The sequence below is a fragment of the Rhizobium sp. TBD182 genome, from assembly GCF_001950375.1.
Classification (GTDB): Bacteria; Pseudomonadota; Alphaproteobacteria; order Rhizobiales; family Rhizobiaceae; genus Agrobacterium; species Agrobacterium tumefaciens.
The window spans coordinates 290,678-310,882 of record NZ_BDLN01000003.1 but is presented as its reverse complement, the minus strand read 5'-3'; the positions used below and the strand labels follow the sequence as shown (position 1 = coordinate 310,882).

General features: G+C 59.2%; 16 protein-coding genes. 12 read left to right on the top strand and 4 right to left on the bottom strand.

Annotation, left to right across the window (positions count from 1 at the left end; translation table 11 throughout):
- Positions 1-5 precede the first annotated feature (5 nt).
- A complete protein-coding gene (locus T18_RS13680) occupies positions 6-2,531 on the bottom strand; it encodes a hypothetical protein (RefSeq protein ID WP_038495130.1) in 2,526 nt (841 codons plus the stop codon).
- Between the two features lie 194 nt (positions 2,532-2,725).
- Here T18_RS13680 and T18_RS13675 point away from each other — a divergent pair, with 194 nt between their 5' ends.
- Positions 2,726-4,006, top strand: a complete 1,281-nt coding sequence (locus tag T18_RS13675; RefSeq protein WP_004431072.1) for an ABC transporter substrate-binding protein — start codon at positions 2,726-2,728, stop codon at positions 4,004-4,006.
- Between the two features lie 231 nt (positions 4,007-4,237).
- Positions 4,238-6,220, top strand: coding sequence for a phosphatase PAP2 family protein (locus T18_RS13670; protein ID WP_038495133.1), 1,983 nt, complete (start codon positions 4,238-4,240; stop codon positions 6,218-6,220).
- Positions 6,221-6,276: 56 nt separating this feature from the next.
- Here the strand turns inward: T18_RS13670 and T18_RS13665 are convergent, their stop codons facing one another.
- Positions 6,277-7,425 (bottom strand): ROK family transcriptional regulator, encoded by a 1,149-nt coding sequence (locus T18_RS13665; protein WP_038495902.1) that lies wholly within the window; start codon positions 7,423-7,425, stop codon positions 6,277-6,279.
- Between the two features lie 145 nt (positions 7,426-7,570).
- Between T18_RS13665 and T18_RS13660 the strand changes: the two genes are divergently transcribed.
- The 6 genes from T18_RS13660 to T18_RS13635 all read left to right on the top strand — a co-directional run bounded on the left by T18_RS13660 (position 7,571) and on the right by T18_RS13635 (position 13,369).
- A complete protein-coding gene (locus T18_RS13660) occupies positions 7,571-8,800 on the top strand; it encodes an extracellular solute-binding protein (RefSeq protein WP_038495137.1) in 1,230 nt (409 codons plus the stop codon).
- Between the two features lie 85 nt (positions 8,801-8,885).
- Positions 8,886-9,926, top strand: a complete 1,041-nt coding sequence (locus T18_RS13655) for an ABC transporter ATP-binding protein (RefSeq protein WP_038495140.1) — start codon at positions 8,886-8,888, stop codon at positions 9,924-9,926.
- Complete coding sequence (locus T18_RS13650) at positions 9,926-10,780, top strand: ABC transporter permease (protein WP_038495143.1); 855 nt, start codon at positions 9,926-9,928, stop codon at positions 10,778-10,780. The genes T18_RS13655 and T18_RS13650 overlap by 1 nt, the downstream gene beginning before the upstream one ends.
- Positions 10,780-11,643 (top strand): ABC transporter permease, encoded by an 864-nt coding sequence (locus tag T18_RS13645; RefSeq protein ID WP_038495146.1) that lies wholly within the window; start codon positions 10,780-10,782, stop codon positions 11,641-11,643. The genes T18_RS13650 and T18_RS13645 overlap by 1 nt, the downstream gene beginning before the upstream one ends.
- A 47-nt stretch (positions 11,644-11,690) precedes the next feature.
- Positions 11,691-12,587 carry a glycerophosphodiester phosphodiesterase family protein gene (locus T18_RS13640; RefSeq protein WP_038495149.1) on the top strand — a complete coding sequence of 299 codons (897 nt, stop codon included), beginning with the start codon at positions 11,691-11,693 and terminating at the stop codon, positions 12,585-12,587.
- Positions 12,575-13,369 carry an inositol monophosphatase family protein gene (locus T18_RS13635; RefSeq protein WP_162163084.1) on the top strand — a complete coding sequence of 265 codons (795 nt, stop codon included), beginning with the start codon at positions 12,575-12,577 and terminating at the stop codon, positions 13,367-13,369. Before T18_RS13640 ends, T18_RS13635 begins: the two co-directional genes overlap by 13 nt.
- 91 nt (positions 13,370-13,460) lie before the next feature.
- Here the strand turns inward: T18_RS13635 and T18_RS13630 are convergent, their stop codons facing one another.
- Positions 13,461-14,594: an ROK family transcriptional regulator gene (locus tag T18_RS13630; protein ID WP_004431088.1), complete on the bottom strand. Its 1,134-nt coding sequence runs from the start codon at positions 14,592-14,594 to the stop codon at positions 13,461-13,463.
- Positions 14,595-14,888: 294 nt separating this feature from the next.
- On the opposite strand from T18_RS13630, the gene T18_RS13625 reads away from it, so the two are divergent.
- The 4 genes from T18_RS13625 to T18_RS13610 all read left to right on the top strand — a co-directional run bounded on the left by T18_RS13625 (position 14,889) and on the right by T18_RS13610 (position 19,821).
- On the top strand, positions 14,889-15,881 hold the full coding sequence (locus T18_RS13625; protein WP_013762397.1) for an ABC transporter substrate-binding protein: 993 nt from the start codon (positions 14,889-14,891) through the stop codon (positions 15,879-15,881).
- 116 nt (positions 15,882-15,997) lie between these two features.
- On the top strand, positions 15,998-17,083 hold the full coding sequence (locus tag T18_RS13620) for an ABC transporter ATP-binding protein (RefSeq protein WP_038495908.1): 1,086 nt from the start codon (positions 15,998-16,000) through the stop codon (positions 17,081-17,083).
- Complete coding sequence (locus T18_RS13615; protein WP_035200257.1) at positions 17,080-18,765, top strand: ABC transporter permease; 1,686 nt, start codon at positions 17,080-17,082, stop codon at positions 18,763-18,765. The genes T18_RS13620 and T18_RS13615 overlap by 4 nt, the downstream gene beginning before the upstream one ends.
- A 99-nt stretch (positions 18,766-18,864) precedes the next feature.
- Complete coding sequence (locus T18_RS13610) at positions 18,865-19,821, top strand: hypothetical protein (protein ID WP_038495156.1); 957 nt, start codon at positions 18,865-18,867, stop codon at positions 19,819-19,821.
- 184 nt (positions 19,822-20,005) lie between these two features.
- Here the strand turns inward: T18_RS13610 and T18_RS27695 are convergent.
- A partial coding sequence (locus T18_RS27695) for a flavin reductase (RefSeq protein WP_323455223.1) occupies positions 20,006-20,205 on the bottom strand: 200 nt, incomplete at its 5' end.

Here is a 20,205-nt window from a genome sequence, read left to right as displayed (position 1 = left end):
TCCGCTTAGGAGTAAAATGGCCGTGCCACGCCGTTGCCTGCGGCGGTTTTGGCACTGTCGAAGGTGATCTGTGGCTGTGGCTGCTCGTGGTCGAAGGCCATGCCTTGCCCGCCGATGGTGAAGTTGCCGTCCCAGTTGAGGGAGAGTTCGGGGCCACCGGGCGGCGTGACAGACAGCAGGCGCCTGTCGGCGTCGAACATGACCTGCGTGGCGAGAATTTTTTCGCGAAAGTGCGCGAATGCGTTCGTATCTCCGCAGCTGATAATGCCGATCCAGCCAGCGCGGCGGCCAGGTGATCTGATCTCGCGGTCGGCGGTGGCGCCTGCTGTTACAGGTTCAAGCCCATTGGTCGCATAAAGTGCTGCAAAGCCGCGGCCCGCGCGGGTGATGAGCCAGTTACCCTTCGTCACCACCTCGTCCAGCCCGTCGCGACCGAGATAGGCATGGGTCCAATCATTGCGGTGATCATCCGTATCGAAGATCATCATGGCGATATCCCGGTGCTGCGCCACGCGCGGCAGGATGCCGCTGCCGGCCCAATAAGAGGGGCGCTGTGTGCCCCACGGATCATCTTCGCCGGGATGGTTGACCCACAGCCGCGCCATCGGATGGCCGGCAAGCTTGATGTCCATGACGTGCTGCTGGTGGCCCTTGCGACCTGTCTTGTGGTCCACCACAGTGGAAAGCTGGGCTGCTTCGTTCTTGAAAAGCACGAGTTTGCCCGGCTCCAGTCCCTGCGCATAACGCGCCTCCACCATGCGGCCGCCTGTCAGTTGCGAGAGGGCGGCAAGATGCGGTGGCGGCAGGTAATCTCCACAACAGAACATCGGCAGCGAGGCGACGCCGTTGTTGAGCCAGCCCTGACCGAAGGCAACTTGCGCAAAAGGTGCAAGTTCCGTCAGCGGCCCGGCGCGCAGCTCCTTGTCATAGGCTCTGCCCTGGGAACCGGAGGGAACGCCACCAAGCGTGTGCAGAGCGATCATTTCGAAAATGAGATCGAGCTGGTGGCGGGCGCGGGCGGCAAGTTCCGGTTCGGCCCAATGTTCGATGGCGAGCAGGCCGATGAAATCCACCGGGTAATAGGCGGCCGAATTCCATTCGGCGAGACCGTGCGCCTCGACGCTGTCGAACCAGCGCTGCAGCCGGTCTGCGGCCAGCACCGCCTGCTCCCTGCCGGTGCGCCCGGAGGCGCTGAAGGTGGCGTCCGGCAGATAGTCTCCCGCGAGCAGCTGGCTGGTATGGAAGCACAGAACGTGGTTTTCGCTCCAGAACCACATGACGTCGTTGCCGGGTTCGTCCACCCAGTAGCGATAGGAGAGAATAGAAGAGTTGATCCGCTCAAGCATCTGAGGGGGAAGCTGGTCACCATAGGCGCGCACCAGCCAGAGAAGCGGCACCAGCACGAAATCTGAACAATCCTCACGCCGGTCGATGGACCGCAGCGTTGCGTCGACTATGCCGGAAATCGTCTTCATGTCACCGCTGCCGGTAGCGACCATTGCCAGCGCGCGGCCGATGCGCCATGCACCAAAGCGGGCGCTGAAGGACAATGCCGCTTTCTTTCGCTCGGCAATATCGGTGGCGGCCGGTTGTGGCGCCATATCGCCCATGAAGGCTGCGTCGATGACGCGCGTCACGGTTCCGGCACCTGAACCCATGGTGATCCTGACGCCATGATATCCGTCCGAAATGCCTGCCGTCTCGGGGATCGTCAGGGTCGATTGCCCGGCTTTCAGCACGGTATCGACCTCGGCAAGGGCGGCGCGCTCGTGGCCGTGGCTTTTCACCGCAATGTGGACAGGAAGGTCGCTGGCAGGTGCTGCCCCGAAAACCAGCTCGAGGGCCGCGCCGGAAAAAACGTCGCGTGCGGGGCGAACATCGCGCACCAGTGCGGCGAGACGTTTCGTTTCTTCCCGGTCGAGCGGCACCGGCAGCACGACGGTGAGCGGCGTGGCGTCCGTAACCTCAAGCTCGAAGAACCAGATGATGTCACGTTCCGCCAGATCTTCGCAAAGCAGCAGCACTTCGTTATCACCGGCCGCAAGTTCGAGCGTGATATCGCGGCTGCTTTCGACATTGCGGATAAAGGGCTCAAAGCGGACCTGTTCCACGCCGCCCACCCAGATGCGCACGCCGCCGCAGGTGCGCAGCCGGAAATGCGCCTGTCTTGTGGTGTCGCTGCGGAACGTGCCCTTCAGCCAGCGCTGCACATGGGTCGGAACATGCCAGAAACCGGTGAATTCAACGCGTCGGTTGGAACCCGGTAGGTTGAGGTGCGAAACCGTAAAGCTGGAGTCGGGCGCGATGTCACGGCCGATCATCGTCTCTTGAAAGGCCTTGCGGCAGGGCAGGTCGCCAACATCCACAAAGCCGTTGATGAAGCGATAATTGACCCGGTCTTCCGCCGGTGCCGCAATTCCCGGAAATGAGGTTTCCACCAGATCCGAGACGATCCAGGCGGTAACCGTTTCGCCCTGCGGTACGGTATATGTGGGCTGCGACATGCCCGTCGCCAATGGTCCATCCGTCATAATGGATCGCCTCCCGTCGATCTTTATGAAATTATTTTCACAAATCTATTTTTGCTTTGTTGCGGCGATTTGTGCGATTTAGCCGAAACAAACAGCTTGACGTTTATTCTGTCAAGTCGCAAAACAAGCGAAATCGAATTAAGACGAGGAGCTTCAATTCGATTTGTGAAAAGTTTTTCATTGGGAGGATGAGCATGCTGAAACTGTTTTCGGGCGTCAGCGCCCTCGTATTGGCCTCTATCGCCGGCCTTTCGGTCGCAGAGGCCGAGACAAGAACGATCACGTTCCTTTTTACGGATGACGACCAGGGTTATGTGCAGCGCATGTCTGAACTCAGCAAGGAGTTCGAGGCGGCCAATCCGGGCGTGAAGATCAACTTCGTGTCTTCCGGTTATGATGCCGTTTCCAAGCAGCTGCCGGTACAGCTAGCGGTGGGCGAGGGGCCGGATGTTGCCAAGATCACCGACTGGCAGCTCGCTTCCTACTATCTCGACATGCGCCCCTACATGAAGGATGCGGATGGCTTTGCCAAACTGCACGGTTCGAGCCTTGCCCAGCTTCGTCTGCCTGGTGTCAACGATCCGCAGTCGATCAACGGTTACATGGCCTCGCAGACGCTGAACCTGCCCTTCGTCAACAAGACGCTGTTCGAGCAGGCGGGTGAACCCTTGCCCGGCCCGACCGCGAAATTGAGCGAGATTGTCGAGGCGTCCGCGCGCGTTGCCAAGTCGACCGGCGTGCAGATTCCCTTCACCATGGACCGCTCCGGCCACCGCTTCTCTGGCGGCGCCTTCGCTTATGGTGCGACCTATGTGAAGGACGGCAAGTTCAGCTTCCCCGACGACGCGGCGAAAAAATACATCTCCGACATCTATTCATGGACGCAGAACGGCAGCTTCCCAAAGGAAATGTGGGGTGCTGCGGGTGGCTCGCAATACAAGAACATGGGCGATGAATTCGTCAACGGCAATGTCGTGACCTATCTGGCCGGCAACTGGATGGTCAATCCATTCCAGAACAAGATCGGTGACAGCTTCGAATGGACCGCGATCAACGCCCCCTGCGGCGATGCCGGTTGCTATGCCATGCCCGGCGGCACGGCGATTGTCGGCTTCAAGCGCACCAAATATCCCGAAGATGTCGCCCATTTCGTCGAATTTCTCGGCTCTGAAAAGGTGCAGCGGGAAATCGCCGAAAATTACGTGATCCTGACGGGCGCCGAAATCGTCGATCCGCAATACAAGCTGAAAAGCGAAAACGCCAAGGCGGCGATGAAGGTCTTCCTGGACAACAAGAAGAATGTGCCGCAGGCCGCCCGCGAATTCGAGCACGCCAAGGGTGGCACTGCCATGTATCAGCAGATCGTCCAGCGCATGAGCCAGCTCATCGTCGGCGAACTGACGCTCGACCAGACCTACAAGGTTCTGGAAGACGATGTCGCCAAGATCAATGAGGCCGTTGCGGTCAAGAAATGATGAGCGCCCGTTCTTTCATCACGAAATAACGATGCTCTCGATCTGCCCGGAGTTATGCTCCGGGCATACGTCACCGCTTGTTCGCCGGCTGTTGTGGCATATGCGATCTGACTTAATCAGCAAGTCGAAAAAAAACTGCAATACGCCCGGCATAAAAGCTGACGGCGAGGCGCGCCGGAAGCTGCGTGCGCGCTTCGTCACGCGTCATCCGCTGAAATCATAGGATTCGTCATGGCTAAACTGAAGATGTCGTCTTTTCCGTTCGTGCGGTCGGCCTTGCTTGCCTCCGTCGCATTGCTGGTTCTTGTCCCGAACGCACAGGCATTCGAGCGCACTCAACCCGCAGGTCAGGGTTATGCCATTACGGTACCCGAACCCGCAGCAAGATATCCGTTGCCGCTTTCCGACACCTATCGCAACCAGACTGGCAAGAATGCCAAGGGCGAAGACGTCCGTGCCTATGACGACCGCGACAATCCCGTCATCGAAATCCTCTCGGGTTTTAATCGCATCTGGACGCTGGGCGATGAAGAATGGGCGGATGGCGGCGCCAATGGCGACGGTCCTGCCGATTTCAGCCATGTGAAGGCCGTCAATCCCGCTGTGTGGCAGGAAAACATGCGTTACGTGCTTTCCGTAACCGGTGAGAACCGCACCCCCGCCGCGGCCTTGAACGCCTATATGAAAGACCGCCGCTCGCAGGGTTACAGCATGATCGACGGCATGGGGCCGCTTGCTCCGTGGTATCGCGAAGGCGCGGGCGCGACGACGACCATCAACCACACCCTGGCGGATTTCGATCCGAACGAGGTCATCACGCGCAAGGAAGAGGACAAGGGCACCGAGGCTGGAGCGGCCGATTCCGAGCTGAAGGATGTCGTGGCCCTCATGAAGGTAATGCGTGGCCCGGAAGGCACGACGTCGCCAGCGAAATATTTCTATTCCACGCCGCGCCCATGGCGCATGAATGCCAAGGGCGAGGTGATAGAGACAGGCACCGAGACCATCGGCGACCGCAAGTTTGAAACTTACGAAACCGATCCCGGCGTCATTGTGCCCGCGCTCAAATATGCGCGCGAGAACCGTGGACGCGGCAAGGATGGCGGCTTTCCGAGCGGTCACACCAATGCCGCCTATCTCGCCGCCATCACTTATGCTTACGTTGTGCCGGAGCGGTTTTCCGAATTGCTGACTGCCGCTTCCGAGCTTGGCGAAAGCCGTATCGTTGCAGGGATGCATTCCCCAGTCGACGTGATCGGCGGCCGCATTACGGCCACCGCCATAGCCGCCGCTATTCTGCAGGATCCGAAAAACGCCGATCTCAAGAAGGCCGCGCATGATGAATTGCAGGCCTATTTTGCCAAACGCTTACCAGCGGGACACTCCCTGATCGACTTTGCCCATAGCGCGAAACCGGATGTAGACCCTTTTGCGGATGCGGCGACCAACGAGGCTGATTATCGCCGGCGTATGACCATGTCCTTCAGCCGCGACAAAACCGTTGGCGATGCGCCCATGGTGGTGCCGAAGGGTGCCGAGGTTCTGCTGGAGACACGCCTGCCTTATCTCGATGCCGCGCAACGCCGCGCCGTCCTGTTCTCCACCGGTATCGAGGCCGGTTATCCGCTGCTTGACGACAGTAATGGCTGGGGCCGGATCAATCTGGTGGCCGCCGCTGCCGGTTATGGTGCCTTTAACGGCGATGTCGATGTGACGATGGATGCTGCAGCCGGCGGGTTCAATGCGGCTGACCGCTGGACGAACGATATTGCCGGGGCAGGGCGTCTCGTCAAATCCGGCAGTGGCGCGCTCACGCTCACCGGCGCCAACAGCTATAGCGGCGGCACCGTCTTGCAGGACGGAACGCTTGTGGCATCCTCCGCCAATGCGCTTGGTACAGGCGGCGTGCTTGTCTCCGGCGGAACGCTTTTGCTGAACGGTGAAAGTGACATCGTCATTGGCGGCGATTACGCCCAGACGGGCGGCACGCTGGCGCTTGATCCGCAAAAGGCTCCGCTGCGGGTCAAGGGCAACGCGACGCTTGATGGCGCAACCCTGCGGCTCGCCTTCGATGGCGCCGCACCCGCTGCCGGCACGCGCTTCAACGTCATCGCCGCAGACGGCCTGACTGGCACCTTCGCTGCGATCGACGCGGGCAATGTGAAGGTGCGGCCGGTTTATACCGGCTCGTCGCTGTCCGTGGTGGTCGAATAGGCTGCGAGGCCAAGGTTTCGCGGGCGCGGTTTAATCGCCGCGCCCGGCCGGCCCGGTTACAGGAAATAACGGATCCTGAGCGGCAGCAATGTGGCGCCGAGTGCCGAGGAATCGCCTTCTGTCTCGCTGAGCACCAGTTTTGCTTCCTGCGGGCCGATGCCGTAACGGTGTTCGCGTTGCGAGGGCATGTGTACACGTTCGATCATCATCCGGCCGAGTGCGCGCGGCAATTGTCCACCAAAGACGATCGCCTGTGGATCGAGTACCGCAATCAGGCTCGCCACCAGCCGGTCCACCTGCGGCATGGTCCGCTCAAGCCATTCCTCGACGCCCGGCCAGGCAGGGTCAAAATGCTGATAGAGCGCTTCGATCGAATCTATCTCGCTCCCGTGTTTCTGCAGCGTCGCGATCAGATATTGCAGCGCCGGCCGCCTGTCGGCTTCATCCGGGTTGAAGATGCCGCTGAATTCACCGGCATTGCCATGAAAACCGTAGAAAGGCTGACCTCCCAGAATGAGGCCGCCGCCGAAACCATAGTTGAAGGATAGATAGGCGAAGGTCTGGCACCACAGTCCCACGCCGCGAAGGCTTTCGCCGATCGCGCCGGTGGTGGCGTTGTTTTCCAGCCAGACCGGCAGACGGAATTTCTCTTCAAGGATCGGTTTCAGGTCCATCAGCGACCAGTCGCGCAATGGTTCCGGCGCGTTGAACGCCCGATCTTCCGACACGAAAAATCCCGACATGGAAAAGCCGAGGCCGAGCAGGCGTTCGCGCGGGATGCCGTGGTCCGCCAGCAACCGGTCCAGAGCGAGCGACAGTGCGGCAAGCGTCATTTCGCGATCGCTGGGAAGCATCCGCAATTTTTCTTCGACAACCACCATGCAGCGGAAATCGGCGATGCAGATCACCACGGAGTCAGTGTTGATGGAAATTCCGAGCGAATAGGCCGCCTCAGGCACCAGTTCAATGGTCGGGCTCGGCTGGCCACGCGTTCCTTTAAGCGGTGCGCCGGTACGCAAAAGGCCGCGTTCCAGCAGGCCTTCGATCAACCGATGCACGGATTGCTGCGTCAGGTTCGTGTGACCAGTGATTGTTGCACGGGCAATGGGGCCGTGGCGGCGCACGATATCGAGAATGAGGCGCTCATTCTCGCTGGCAAGCGGCTGGCGGTCGAAGGTCTGGCGCGGTGTACTATCTGTTGTCATGGCCTTGGATAGCGGCTGCACAAGGCCTTCGCAACTCGGGCCGCGCGCCGGGGACGGCATTTTTCACTGGACTGTCACAAATAATACACTTAGAGTGTAGTAATAAGAAGCCGGTCAATAACGGATCCCCAGGAGGAACCATTCAATGAGCATTAAATTTATTGCGATCGCCGCGCTTGCGCTGGCGACGACGGTAGCGCCTTGCCTTGCGGCGGATACCAACATGAAGAACCTCGACTTCGATCTGTCGAAGGTCACGCGCGAAAATTTCTATGACATCGTCGTTCCCGCTGCCAAAGCGGAAGGCACGGTGACGATGTACAATTTCGCCGGCAGTTTCGCGGATACGTGGAAAGAACTGATCACCCGGTTCGAGGCCAAATATGGCATCAAGGTCACCTATAGCGACGTAAAGGGTGATCAGGCGAACCAGCAGCTCATCGCCGTGCAGGCGGCTGGCCAGGATTCACCCGTCGACGCCTATTTCGCTGGCGGTGGCGGTTATCCGCTTTTGTCTTCCAAGGGCGTCGTCGGCAATATTCCGCTGACGAAGATCTTGCCCAACATGGCCAATTACAATCCGGAACTGGCCGAGACCGTTTTCGGCAAGGCGCATGGCGGCAGTTTCCCTCTGGTGCATCTCAACCAGACCGCCCTCGGTTACGATTCCGCCTTCGTGAAAGCCGAAGACGTGCCGAAGAGCTTCGACGATCTTCTCGTCTGGGCTGAAAAGAACCCGAAGCGCCTTGGCGTCACCCTGCCAGCCAAGGGCGGCTCCGGCGGCGGCTTCATCTATTCGGTGGCGCTCAATTATCTCACCGGCGACTGCCGCAAGCAGCTTACCGACTATAATCAGACGCTGCAGCAGGCCGAAGACTGGGCAATGACGTCCGAGTGCCTTACGCCGGTCTGGGATTATTACCGTCGTCTTCTTGCCGTGGCTGAACTGACAAACGGCAACGCCGACACGCTCAACCTGATCAACAACCAGCAGCTCTACGTGGGCACCGTCTGGGAAGACCAGGTCATGAGCTTCCTCGGCACCAAGCAGCTGCCGGAAAGCTTCCGCGTCACGCTGCTGGAAAAAGGCCAGGTCGGCTCGGGCGATGCCATTTTCGTGCCGGCAAATGCCAAGAACGTCGCATCCGCGCTCCTTCTCATCGATATGGCGATGAGCAAGGAGTTCCAGCTCTGGAAGCTGGAGAACAAGGCTTCGCGCTCTCCGCGGGCGGATGTCACCAACGACCTGATGCCCAAAGCCGTACAGGAGCATGTTCTGCCGCAAAGCGTTTATCCCCGCCTGTCGGTTCCGGCGTTCTGGGACATGTCGACGGCCCTTGCCGAAGCGCTCGATGAAAAAGTGCTCAACCAGTAACACCTGCCCGGATCGACCGGACCGTGGGGCTGGAAACCGCCAAACGGTCCGGGAGCCTTGGTCGCAACCATGAGGGAGCCTCGCCATGAGTGAACTCGAGATCAGCAATATCAGCAAGGATTACGGTTTGAGCCGGGCGCTTCATCCCGTGTCGATCACTGTCGAGCGGGGCGAATTCGTCACCATTCTCGGCCCCTCGGGCTGCGGCAAGTCCACGCTTTTGCGCATCCTCACCGGCATCAGCCAGCCTTCGGGAGGCGAAATCCGGCTGGGCGGCAAGCGTATCGATCAGGCGCCGCCGGAAGCGCGCGACATCGCCATGGTATTCCAGTCCTATGCGCTTTTCCCGCATATGTCGGTTGCCAAAAACCTTGGCTTCGGCCTGAAGATGAAGAAGGTCCCGAAGGACGAGCGCGCGCGCCGCATCGCCCATGCGCTTGAAATCTGTAATCTTGCCGGCCTGGTGGACCGCATGCCGCGGCAACTGTCCGGCGGGCAGCAGCAGCGCGTTGCGCTGGCGCGCGCCATTGTCATGCAGCCAAGCCTGTTGCTGTTCGATGAGCCGCTCTCGAACCTCGACGCCAAGCTCCGCGACACGCTGCGTCATGAACTGACTGAACTTCACCACCGGATCGGCGCGACCAGCCTTTATGTGACGCATGATCAGGCCGAGGCCATGGCGATGTCGGACCGGATCGTGGTGATGAATGCCGGCCGCGTCGTCGAAGTGGGAACGCCGCTCGAACTTTACCGTGCGCCCAAACACGCCTTTACTGCCGGTTTTCTGGGGCAGACCAACCTTTTGCCGGTTTTGGCTGAGGGTAGGCAGGCGCAATTGCCCTGGGAGCAGTCCGTAACGCTGGATGCGACTGCTGCCGGCTCCGCACAGATTTCGGTTCGTCCGGAAAACATCCACATCAGCGCCGACGAGGCGGGTGCCGGCACGGTCTCTGCCGTTTCCTTCATGGGCGCCAATGCGCTTTATACGGTCGAAATCGGCGGCCACCAGATCAAGATCAGCCACTCCGGTGCGGAAAATCTTATCGATGCGGGACGCAGGGTCGCCTTGCGTTTTCCCGGATCGGTGCATCTGCTCGATGACGGGCTGGCAGGGGAGGCGGCGTGATGCGCGGGGTGCTGCGCGACAGGCGCGCCCAGCTGCTGGTCCTGCTTGCGCCGGGGGTGGGTTATTTGCTGATCTTCTTCGGCGGTCCGCTGCTTTCGGCACTGATCGGCAGCTTCAGGCAGGACGATGGCAGCTTCACGATGATGTTCTACGAGCGGATCTTCACACGTCCGTCGATGATCCGCGGCCTGACGACGTCCATCTATTACGGTGTCATGCCGGTGATGGTGTCGCTTGCGGCTTCGGTGCCGCTGGCGCTTCTGATCCGCAAGAGCTTTCTTGGCCGCAAGCTGTTCAGCGGCCTTTACAAGCTGCCGATGGCGGTGCCCGGCATTATCGTTGGCCTGATGGTGATCGTCGTTTTCGAAAGGGGCGGTTTTCTCGACCGGCTGGTCGCGCCGCTCGGGCTTGAATTGCCCAAACTCGTGCGTGACGACTGGGGCATTGGCGTCATTCTCGCCAGTGTCTGGAAGCAGATACCTTTCATGACGCTGATCATCACCAGTGCCTTTGCCGCCATTCCGGAGGACATCCGTTACGCGTCGCGCACGCTCGGCGCCTCGAGGCTGAAGACCTTTCTGTTCGTGGAAGTTCCGCTTGCCATGCCCGGCATCACCGCCGCCATCCTTCTTACCTTCATCGGCTCGATGGGCTCCTACGCCATACCCGATATTGTCGGTCCGCCCACTGCCCGGCCGCTTTCGGTTCTCATGGTCACGGAGTTCAATCAGGGGCGGTTCAATCAGGTCTATGCCATGGGCATGGTGCTGAGCCTCTTCGCGGTCTCCGTCCTGCTTCTGTATTACTCCCTGACATCCCGCATCGGCCCCGGCCAAACCCGAGGAGACGCATAATGAGCGCCATTGCCCTCGATCCCGTCACCATGACACGCCGCCGCACCTTCACGCCGGACGACCGGATTTTTGTCTCCATCGGGCTCTTTACCGCGCTGGCGCTCGCTATCGCCGTGCCTCTGGTGCTGATGTTCCTGTGGAGCATTGCCGATGGATGGACGCCGCCTCTGGTGGTGCCGAAGGATTACACCATCACGCGCTGGGCGAGCATTCTTGGCGATGCAAGCCTCATCCAGGCCGCCGTCAACAGCATCCTCATCGCCATCGTCGTGACTTTCTCGACGGCCGCGATCGCCCTGCCGACCGCGTGGGCCATGGCCCGTTTTCCCTTCCGGCTGAAACGGCTGGTGGAGATCTTCATTCTGGCCCCCATCATCATTCCGGGGCTGGTCGTCGCTGTCGGCATCGGCCAGGTGTTTCTTCTTTTCGGTCTCGCTTATTCGGTGACCGGGGTCATCCTTGTGCAGATCGTCGGCACGCTGCCGCTGATGATACGGCTGATGACGGCGACGCTCGAAGCCATTCCCGACGACCTGATCCATGCCGCCCGTTCGCTCGGCGCGGGAACGGTCGGCATCGTCATCCACATCATCCTGCCGCTTGCGGTGCCCGGCCTTCTGGCCGGTGGCCTGATGTCTTTCATCGGCAGCTTCGAGGAATTCGACAAGTCCTTCATCGTCGGCGCGCCTGTCGTGCAGACGCTGCCGATCAAGCTCTACATGTATCTCGACCCCTATTCGATGCAGATCCCGCTCGCCTCCATCGTCTCCTTCATCCTGCTTCTTCCCGCACTCGTCGTTTTCATCATCGCCGGCCGCATTCTGCGCGACGACCTGATGGCGGCGGGCATGGGGAAAATCTGATCCGGGCAACCCAACTCCGGTAAACGCAACATCCGAAAGTGAAAAAAATGCCTCAAGCCCTTGCAGCCCAACGAAAAGTCTCCAGTCCGTGCAACGTTCTCGCCCTCTGCTCGCGCGACAATCCCGCGATCCTCACCATCGCCCATCGTGGGTTCTGGACCGCGACCGCTGAAAATTCGCTGGCTTCGGTTCGCGCAGCGGTCGCTGCCGGGGTCGAGATGATCGAGATCGACACGCAGGCGACGGCCGATGGCCGGCTGGTCGTCATTCACGACGAGACGCTCGACCGCACGACGACGGGGCGGGGGACAGTGAGCGAACTGGCCTTTGATGTCGTCCGTTCCGCACGGCTGAAGGCAGGTGCTGGCGGCGATGCAGCCGATGTGACGGAGGAATGCGTACCGACGCTGGAAGAATTGCTGGAAGAGGCGCGTGGCAAAATCACCGTCAATATCGATACCAAGTTCACCCGTGACCTGCCTCAGGTCATGGAAACCGTACTGCGCCTCGGCGTCGCGGATCAGGTTCTGGTGAAAACCGATATCGATCCTGAAGCCGCGCATTTCGATGTGCTGGATACCGACTGGTTCGGCAAAATCCCGCATATGCCGATGTTTCCGGTGAGAAAGGGCAAGTTTGCCGAGGATCTGCGCCGCATCGAAGCGTTGCGCGCGCCGATGATCGAGGTAAAATTTACCGATATCGCTGATCTGGTCGAAGGCCGCGCCGAAATGGAGCGTCAGAATATCCGCCTCTGGATCAACACGCTCGACGTTTCCCATTGCCTCGATCTCAACGACACGCGCGCACTTTCCGATGCAGAAGGTGTGTGGGGCGCACTGGCGCAGGTCGGCGTCGGTGCAATCCAGACGGATGAAGTCGAGGCCTTCACGGGCTGGCTGAAGGCGGATGCAGGCGAGACGGGCAGGTCATGGACACGATGAACCAGCGCCTCGAGCGTGCAGCCGGCATCATAGAGGAGGCGATGGGGCTTGCCCTTCGCTTTTTCGAAGCGCGCGGCAGCATCGCCACCCGCACCAAGGGTTTTCAGGACTTCGTCTCGGAAGCGGATACCGCGGTTGAAAGGCTGGTGCGCGACCGGCTGGCGGCGGCATTTCCGGGTGAAACCGTTCTCGGCGAGGAGATGGGCGGGATCGCCGATGACGCCTATTGGATCATCGATCCCATCGACGGCACCGCAAACTTCCTGCGCGGCTCACCGCTCTGGGGCATCTCGCTGGGCTTCGTGCGCAACGGCGTCCCGGAAATCGGGGTCGTCGCCATGCCAGTCTTCCAGGAAATCTATTCGGCTGCCGAAGGAACAGGGTTGCTGCTGAACGGCAAGCCGCTTGCGCGCGATGTTCCATTTAAGGAAGTGCAGGTGATGTCGCTCGGTGACAGCGCGTCTGCCGATGCCGCGGAGGTGGCGGCGCTCAATGTCGGCTTGAGGCATGCGGGCTGGGTGGTGGAATCCATCCGTTCGACCTCGATTTCACTGGTTTTTGCAGCGCGCGGCATCTTCGATGGCCATCTGCAAAAACTGACGACCATGTGGGACATCGCCGGTGGCGTTGTTCTGGCAAGGGAGGCGGGTCTTGACGTGCGGATTGGAACGCGCGGCGAAACCGGCATTCCCTGGGTTGCCGCCGCAACGCCTGAATTGATAGCCGTGACGGAGACGCTCTGGCCTGAGATCGCGGAATTGGTCCCGGCCGAACTTGCCTGAAATTTCCATAAAAATCGGCGCCGGGTGAGAAATCCAGACACCCGGCGCCTTCCACCGGCAACTGGACCGAAAAACCTCTGACGACCGGCGGTTAAGCCCAACCCTTCAACGCCCGGCCGGAATAATAGCTGGGCGTTGTGGCGCGGTAGATCGGTATGCTGGCGGCACCGAGATGGGGCAGGTCGCTCATCATCGATTTGCGTATTTCAGGTGGCTCGACGAAAAAGTCTTCGCCGAGCATTTCCAGCGAGCCGATGCGCTGCACGATATGTTCAAGAACCCAGTCAGGTAGCGATCCTCCAAAAATGATGGCGCCGGGATCCATCGTTCTGGCAACCGTCAGCGCCAGCAGACGAAGCTGGTCGGTCGCCCTTTCCAGCCAGGCAACCACGGCGGGGTGGTCGCAATAGCTTTCATCAATATCTTTCAAACGCCGGATGCCCACTCCGTGGGCGGCCAGCGTGTCGCAAAGGTCCTGTCCAGAGGGACGTGGATGGGATTTGGGAAACAGGCCGCCAAACTCGCCGGCATTGCCGTTCGTGCCGCGATAGAGATGGCGCTGAACCACAACGGCGCCGCCTATGCCGTATGTCAGCCAGATCATCGCAAAATTGCGGATGCTTCGACCCGCTCCGTAATACAGCTCCGAGAGGATGACGGTATTGCCGTCATTTTCGTGAAAGACCGGGAAATCGAAATAGGGCTGGAAGTCCTTGTCCACGTCGATGTCGCGCCAGCTCTCGAACTGCTTGATGCGAAAGACATGGCCTCGATCACGCTTGAAGTGGCCTGGAAAGCTGATGCCGCAGCCTAGCACATCCTTCTTTTTGATCTTGGCCTTTTCAACCACCTGTCGGGCGGCCGTCTCGGCCATCTCCATGATATGCTCGAAACTGTGTCCCTCAAGCTCGGACCTGATTTCCTGCCTGATTGTGCCGTTGAGATCGGCCAGGCAGACACGCAGATCGTCCGGGTTGAAATAGACCCCGAGCGTGAAAAGTCCGTTCGGATTTATCTCGATGGCAGTGGATGGCTTCCCCCGTTTGCCGTCGCTGCGCGCTTCCTCGGCTTCCAGGATCAGGCCGGATTCCAGAAGATTGGCCGTCAGGCGGGTGAGGGTCGGTGCGGAAACATCCATCTCGCGCGCCAGTTCGATGCGCGACATGCCTCCCTTGCCGCGCAGGATTTCGAGCAGACGCCGTTCATTGTAGCCGAGGTCGATCAACCAAGTCTCCCACGAGAAGTTAAGTCGGATGATTAGCGCAATTTCAGTGGCTGTGCACCTTGTTTTCCGGAACGTCCTGACTTTTCAGGTTCGAAGATTAAGCGCGGCTGTCTTCAAATGTTGAGTTTTTTCAGACGCATATTGGATTTTTGTATTCAAGATAAATTGCAGCTTGACTAATTAATTTACGTAAAGAAAATAAATAGCAGACGGCGGGTAGCGACACGCAAAATCAATAAGAAATTATGTCGTACTGCCTTGCCAGTCAGGGAACAAAAAAACGGAGCACCCTTTATGCGTCAATCATGCACTATTTTCGCGCGCCTTGTTGCTGGCGCAACTTTCCTTGCCAGTGCGGCTTTCGCCCATGCGGAAGGTACCGTCGTGGTCTATTCGGCAGCGCCGCAGCAGCTCATGGATGAGTTGCTGCCCATGTTTGAAAAGAAGACCGGCACCAAGGTCGAGCTTGTCAAAGCCGGGTCCGGTGAGCTGATGAACCGCATCAAGGCGGAAAGCGGCAAGGCGGCTGGCGACGTGATCTGGAGTGTTGATGGCACCGTCATCGACTTTTCCGCCGACCTCTTCGAACCTTACAAGCCTGTCGAGGCAGCATCGATCAACCCTGCCTTTTCGCCGAGCACCAACTGGGTTCCTTTTACCGCAGTCGTTACGGCCTTCATCGTCAACAAGGAAGCGCTGAAAGGTGCGCCGGTTCCGACATCCTGGGCCGATCTTGCCAAGCCTGAATACAAGGGTCTGATTTCCTCGGCCCGTGCCGATCAGTCCGGCTCCGCCTATATCCAGATGGCGACGGTTTTGCAGGATTTCGATAGTGAAGAGAAGGGCTGGGAGGTCTATACCGGCATTCTCGGCAATTCCGTTCTTTCCACCTCTTCAGGCGCTGTTCCGCGTTTCGTCAATGATGGCGAGCAGGCGGTAGGTATCACGCTCGAAGACGCCGCCCTGCGCTACAAGCTTGGCAGCGCCCCGGTAGAGATCGTTTATCCGAAAGAAGGCACAGCAATCGCGCCTGACGGCATGGCGCTCGTCAAGGGTGCGCCGAACGCCGAAAACGGCAAGGCCTTCATCGATTTCATCGTCTCCAAGGAAGCGCAGGAAGTCGTGGTGAAAGCCGGTCGTCGCTCTGTCAGAACCGATGTTCCTGCCAATTCGGCGCTCGTTCCGCTGTCCGATGTTCCGGATGCGAAGTACGACTTCAAGTGGGCTGCGGACAACCGCTCGCGTCTGATGGAAAAGTGGAACGAGATCCTGCTCGACGTCCAGTAAGAACATTGCCGGGGGCGGTGCGTCAGGCAGCCGTCCCCCCACGCCTCGTTCACAACAGCATTTTCGTTCCGTCCACCGTGGTCGTGTGCCGCGCAGGATATGTCATGGAGCAGCACATGGCCGCCGTAGAAATTACCAGCATCAAGAAAAGTTACCGGGATGTCGTTGCCCTCTCCGACATCAACATCTCCATTCCCTCCGGATCGTTTTTTACGCTTCTTGGACCCAGCGGTTGTGGCAAGACGACCCTTTTGCGCACGATTGCAGGTTTTCACCAGCAGGATAGCGGCAGCATCAGCATCGAAAGACAGGCGATCGAACATGTGCCCGCCCACAAGCGCGATGTCGGCATGGTCTTTCAGGACTATGCGGTGTTTCCGCATATTTCGGTATTTGACAACATTGCCTTCGGTCTGAAACAGCGCAAGGCGTCTTCAGCCGAGATCCGCGTACGGGTCAGCAAGATTCTCGATGTCGTGCAGCTCGCTCCCTATGCCAAGCGTATGCCTCACGAACTCTCCGGCGGCCAGCAGCAGCGTGTGGGTCTTGCGCGCGCACTCGTCATCAACCCGAAAGTGCTGTTGATGGACGAGCCGCTGTCCAACCTCGACGCCAAACTTCGCGTGGACCTGCGCCGGGAACTGCGTGAAATCCAGCAGGCCATGAACATCACCACCGTCTATGTCACGCATGATCAGGAAGAGGCGCTTGCCATGTCCGATTTGGTTTGCGTCATGTATGGCGGCGTCATTCAGCAGGCTGCACCACCCTGGGAAGTCTACAACAATCCCGCCAACCGCTTCGTTGCGTCGTTCGTGGGCGCAAACAACTTCCTGTCGCTTGATCGTGCAGGCGGGCAGACATCCATTTCCGGCCACAAGGTCGCATTGCCGCAGGCGGATGCGATTTCCCCGCAGCGGAAGATCGTCGCCGCCATCCGCCCGGAGGCGATTTCTGTCGGTCCTGCCGCGATCGATGGTGACGAGCGCATCGAACTGCCCGTGACCATAAGACTGGTCAGCTTCACGGGGCGTGAGATGAACGTTGCAGCCGTTCTCTCGTCGGGCGAGGAAATCGAGGCGATCACCAAGCCATCGCCTGAGATCATTGCACTGCAGCCCAACCAGAAGACCACTTTCTCCTGGCGCGCGGCCGATGCGAAGCTGTTCGGCGAGGGCGTAACCGGGGAGCGCCTGTCATGACGGATATGACTGCGACTGCAACTCCCGGCGGTTTCCGCCTGCGACTGCCAGGTTTTTGGACAAGCGTGACGGTATTTGCCGTCATCCTGCTGGCGATCTTCCTGATCCTGCCGATTTTCAGCGTCTTCTTCATAAGTTTCTTCGATGCCAAAACCGGGGCCTTCGGTCTCAGCAACTATGCGGAAGTGTTCACACGGCGTTTTTATACCGTCGCACTCTGGAATACGCTTCTCATCGGTGTGCTGGGCATGCTGGGCGCCTGCCTTCTCGGTATTCCGCTTGCCTTTTGCACGTCCCGTTATCGCATCAAGGGGCGCACTTTCATTGCCACCTTCGCGGTTCTGGTTCTGTGCGCACCGCCGTTCATTGGTGCTTACGCCTGGATTATGCTGTTCGGTGCCAACGGTGCCGTCACCAATCTCTTGTCCTTCGCCGGCATTTCATTGCCGACGATCTACGGGATCCCGGGCATCGTGATGGTCTTCAGCCTGAAGTTCTTTCCCTACATCTTCCTGATGACGGAGAACGCGCTGAACACCATCAACAAGTCCTATGAGGACGCGGCGGAAAATCTCGGCTGCACGGCGTTCGAGCGTTTCCGCAAGATCACCTTGCCGCTGGTCTTTCCGGCAGTCAGCACCGGCGCGATCATCTGCTTCGTGCTGTCCATCGCCGACTTCGGAACGCCTGCAATCCTCGGCAAGGGCATCAGAACGCTTTCGACAATCGCCTATGCGCAATACACCTCCGAAATGGCCGGTACGCCGACCATGGCGGTGACGATTTCCATGGTGATGATTGCAATTTCGATGGCGGCACTTCTGTTGCAGCGGCACATTCTTGCCAAGCGCCGTTACGCCAGTTCACTGACCAACAGGCCGGTAAAGCAGTCCATGCGCCCGTTGAAGTCGTTCATCGTGCACGGCTTCTGCTATCTGGTCGTCTTCATCGCCATGCTGCCGTCTCTCACGGTCATCTACACCTCGTTCCTCGCAACCAGCGGTCCCGTCTTTACCGGCGGCTTCGGGTTGGACAGCTATGCCCGTATCCTTCGTGATTCACCGCAGGCGATTGCCAACAGTTTCACGTTTGCACTGGCTGCCGTGGTACTGATTGCGATCGTTTCCGGCCTGCTGTCCTTCATCGTGGTGCGACGCGACAATGCTGTCTCCGGCTCGCTCGATCTCCTGCTGATGGTGCCTTACCTCATTCCCGGCGTTGTCATGGCGATCGGCTACGTTACGACGTTCCGCTATCCACCCTTTGATATCACTGGGACGGCGCTCATCATCATCGTCCTGGTGTTTATCCGCCGGCTGCCCTACGGCGTCCGCTCCACGACATCGATCCTCAGGCAGATCAAACCGTCCATCGAGGAGGCTGCGGTCAATCTCGGGGCTTCGCCGGCAAAGACCTTCGTGTCGGTGACGGTGCCGCTGATGCTGCCAGGTCTCATCATCGGTTCGCTGATGAGCTTCATAACGGCTATCAACGAGCTGTCCTCGACGCTGATCCTTTACACGGCACGAACGATCACCATGCCGGTTCTCATCTATGTTCAGGTGATTGACGGCGAGTTTGGCACGGCTGCAGCGCTTTCAACCGTCCTTCTGGTCAGCACTGGACTTTGCGTCTTCATCGTGTTCCGCCTCTCGGAAGACAAAGAAGCCTCTTTCGTCTGAAACCATACCATCCCTCACCAAACGACTGCAGGAGCGGCGACATACGTGTCGCCGCCAGCCTCCCTCTGCCCAGCCTCCCTCTGCAAGGAATACACGACGATGAATATCGCGAGCTTTTCGCAATCGAAATACAAGAACGCCGCAACGCCCGGGGACGATGTGGCGCTGATCATACCGGGACGGGTTCTGGCCGTTTTTGACGGTGCGACCGACCCGACCGGTGCAAGTTACGGCGGCTTGAGCTCGGGCCGTATCGCAGCACTTGCTGCCGCAAATGCCGTGGCGAAAATGGGCCTCGATGGCACGCTGGAAACAATAGCCGCGCCCAAGCTCTTTCAGAACATCAGCGATATCTTGAAGCAGGAGGCCGAGCGCATCAATGCCAGCCATCCACCGTCGACAACCCTGGCAATCGTTGCCGACCTGGGAGACAGTTTCCGCCTGCTTCTGGCCGGCGATTCCGGTGTGCGTATCAACGGCTCCCGGTTGCTGCAGCATGCCAAGCTTATAGACAAGGTAAGTACATCGGCACGCATCCTTGTCTTCAAGCAGCTTTTTGCCTTTATGGGGGATGGTGATGCAGCCGAGGCACGCACGCGCGCGACCATCTTTTCCGGCCTGCGTTCCGCTGTCGAAAACGGCATCATGACTGCGCAGGAGGCGGAGAATGTTGTCATTGCCGCAGCCCGCATGATCGGTCTTGAGAGCGATATCGAAGCGGTCGAGGAATTCCTGATGGGCGGAATTCGCGTCCAGCCGCACTTCGCAAACAGGCAGGGACACGTACTGGGATACGCCTCGGTCAATGGTGGGATGGTTATTGAGGACGGGACGGTCGACCTGTCGCTCGCCAAGGACACGATCAACAGTCTGGAAATCTTTACTGACGGCTATCTCTCACTACCCACCGGGATCGACGTCGTCGACTGGGAAGCCGAATTCGCTCGCGTTGAAAGGGCGGATTTTCACAAGATCAACGAGTACCCGTCGGTGAAGGGGTCAACATCGAGCGAATTCAGCGACGACAGGACCGTGGTGTGCATGAAGGCGCGGTGAAGAGATATCGGAGCCGAAAAGTATTTCGAAGCTGTCCGTCTTTCGAAGTGACAACCGTGAAAATTCCACCGCTCATTGGCAGTGTTTGTCGTACGCTATCGCCCCCATTCGAAAGGTCTTGCCCTTGAGGGCGAAAAAAGACGCTGCGCACATGAGATCATGGGAAGGTAAGTCTATGGTTTAGCTAACGGCTTACCTCCGTGCCTAGATAGTTGCGTTCACTCCAGAGCAAGGGTTTGCGCAGTGGATCAAAGCTCGCTTCGATGATCGATCCAACAAACAGGATGTGGTCGGCGGCATCAATGGAGCCAACGAGTTCGCAATCCATCGAGAGCAGCGCGTCGGCAAGCCTTGAGCTTCCCGACGGCCAGACATCCCAATGGC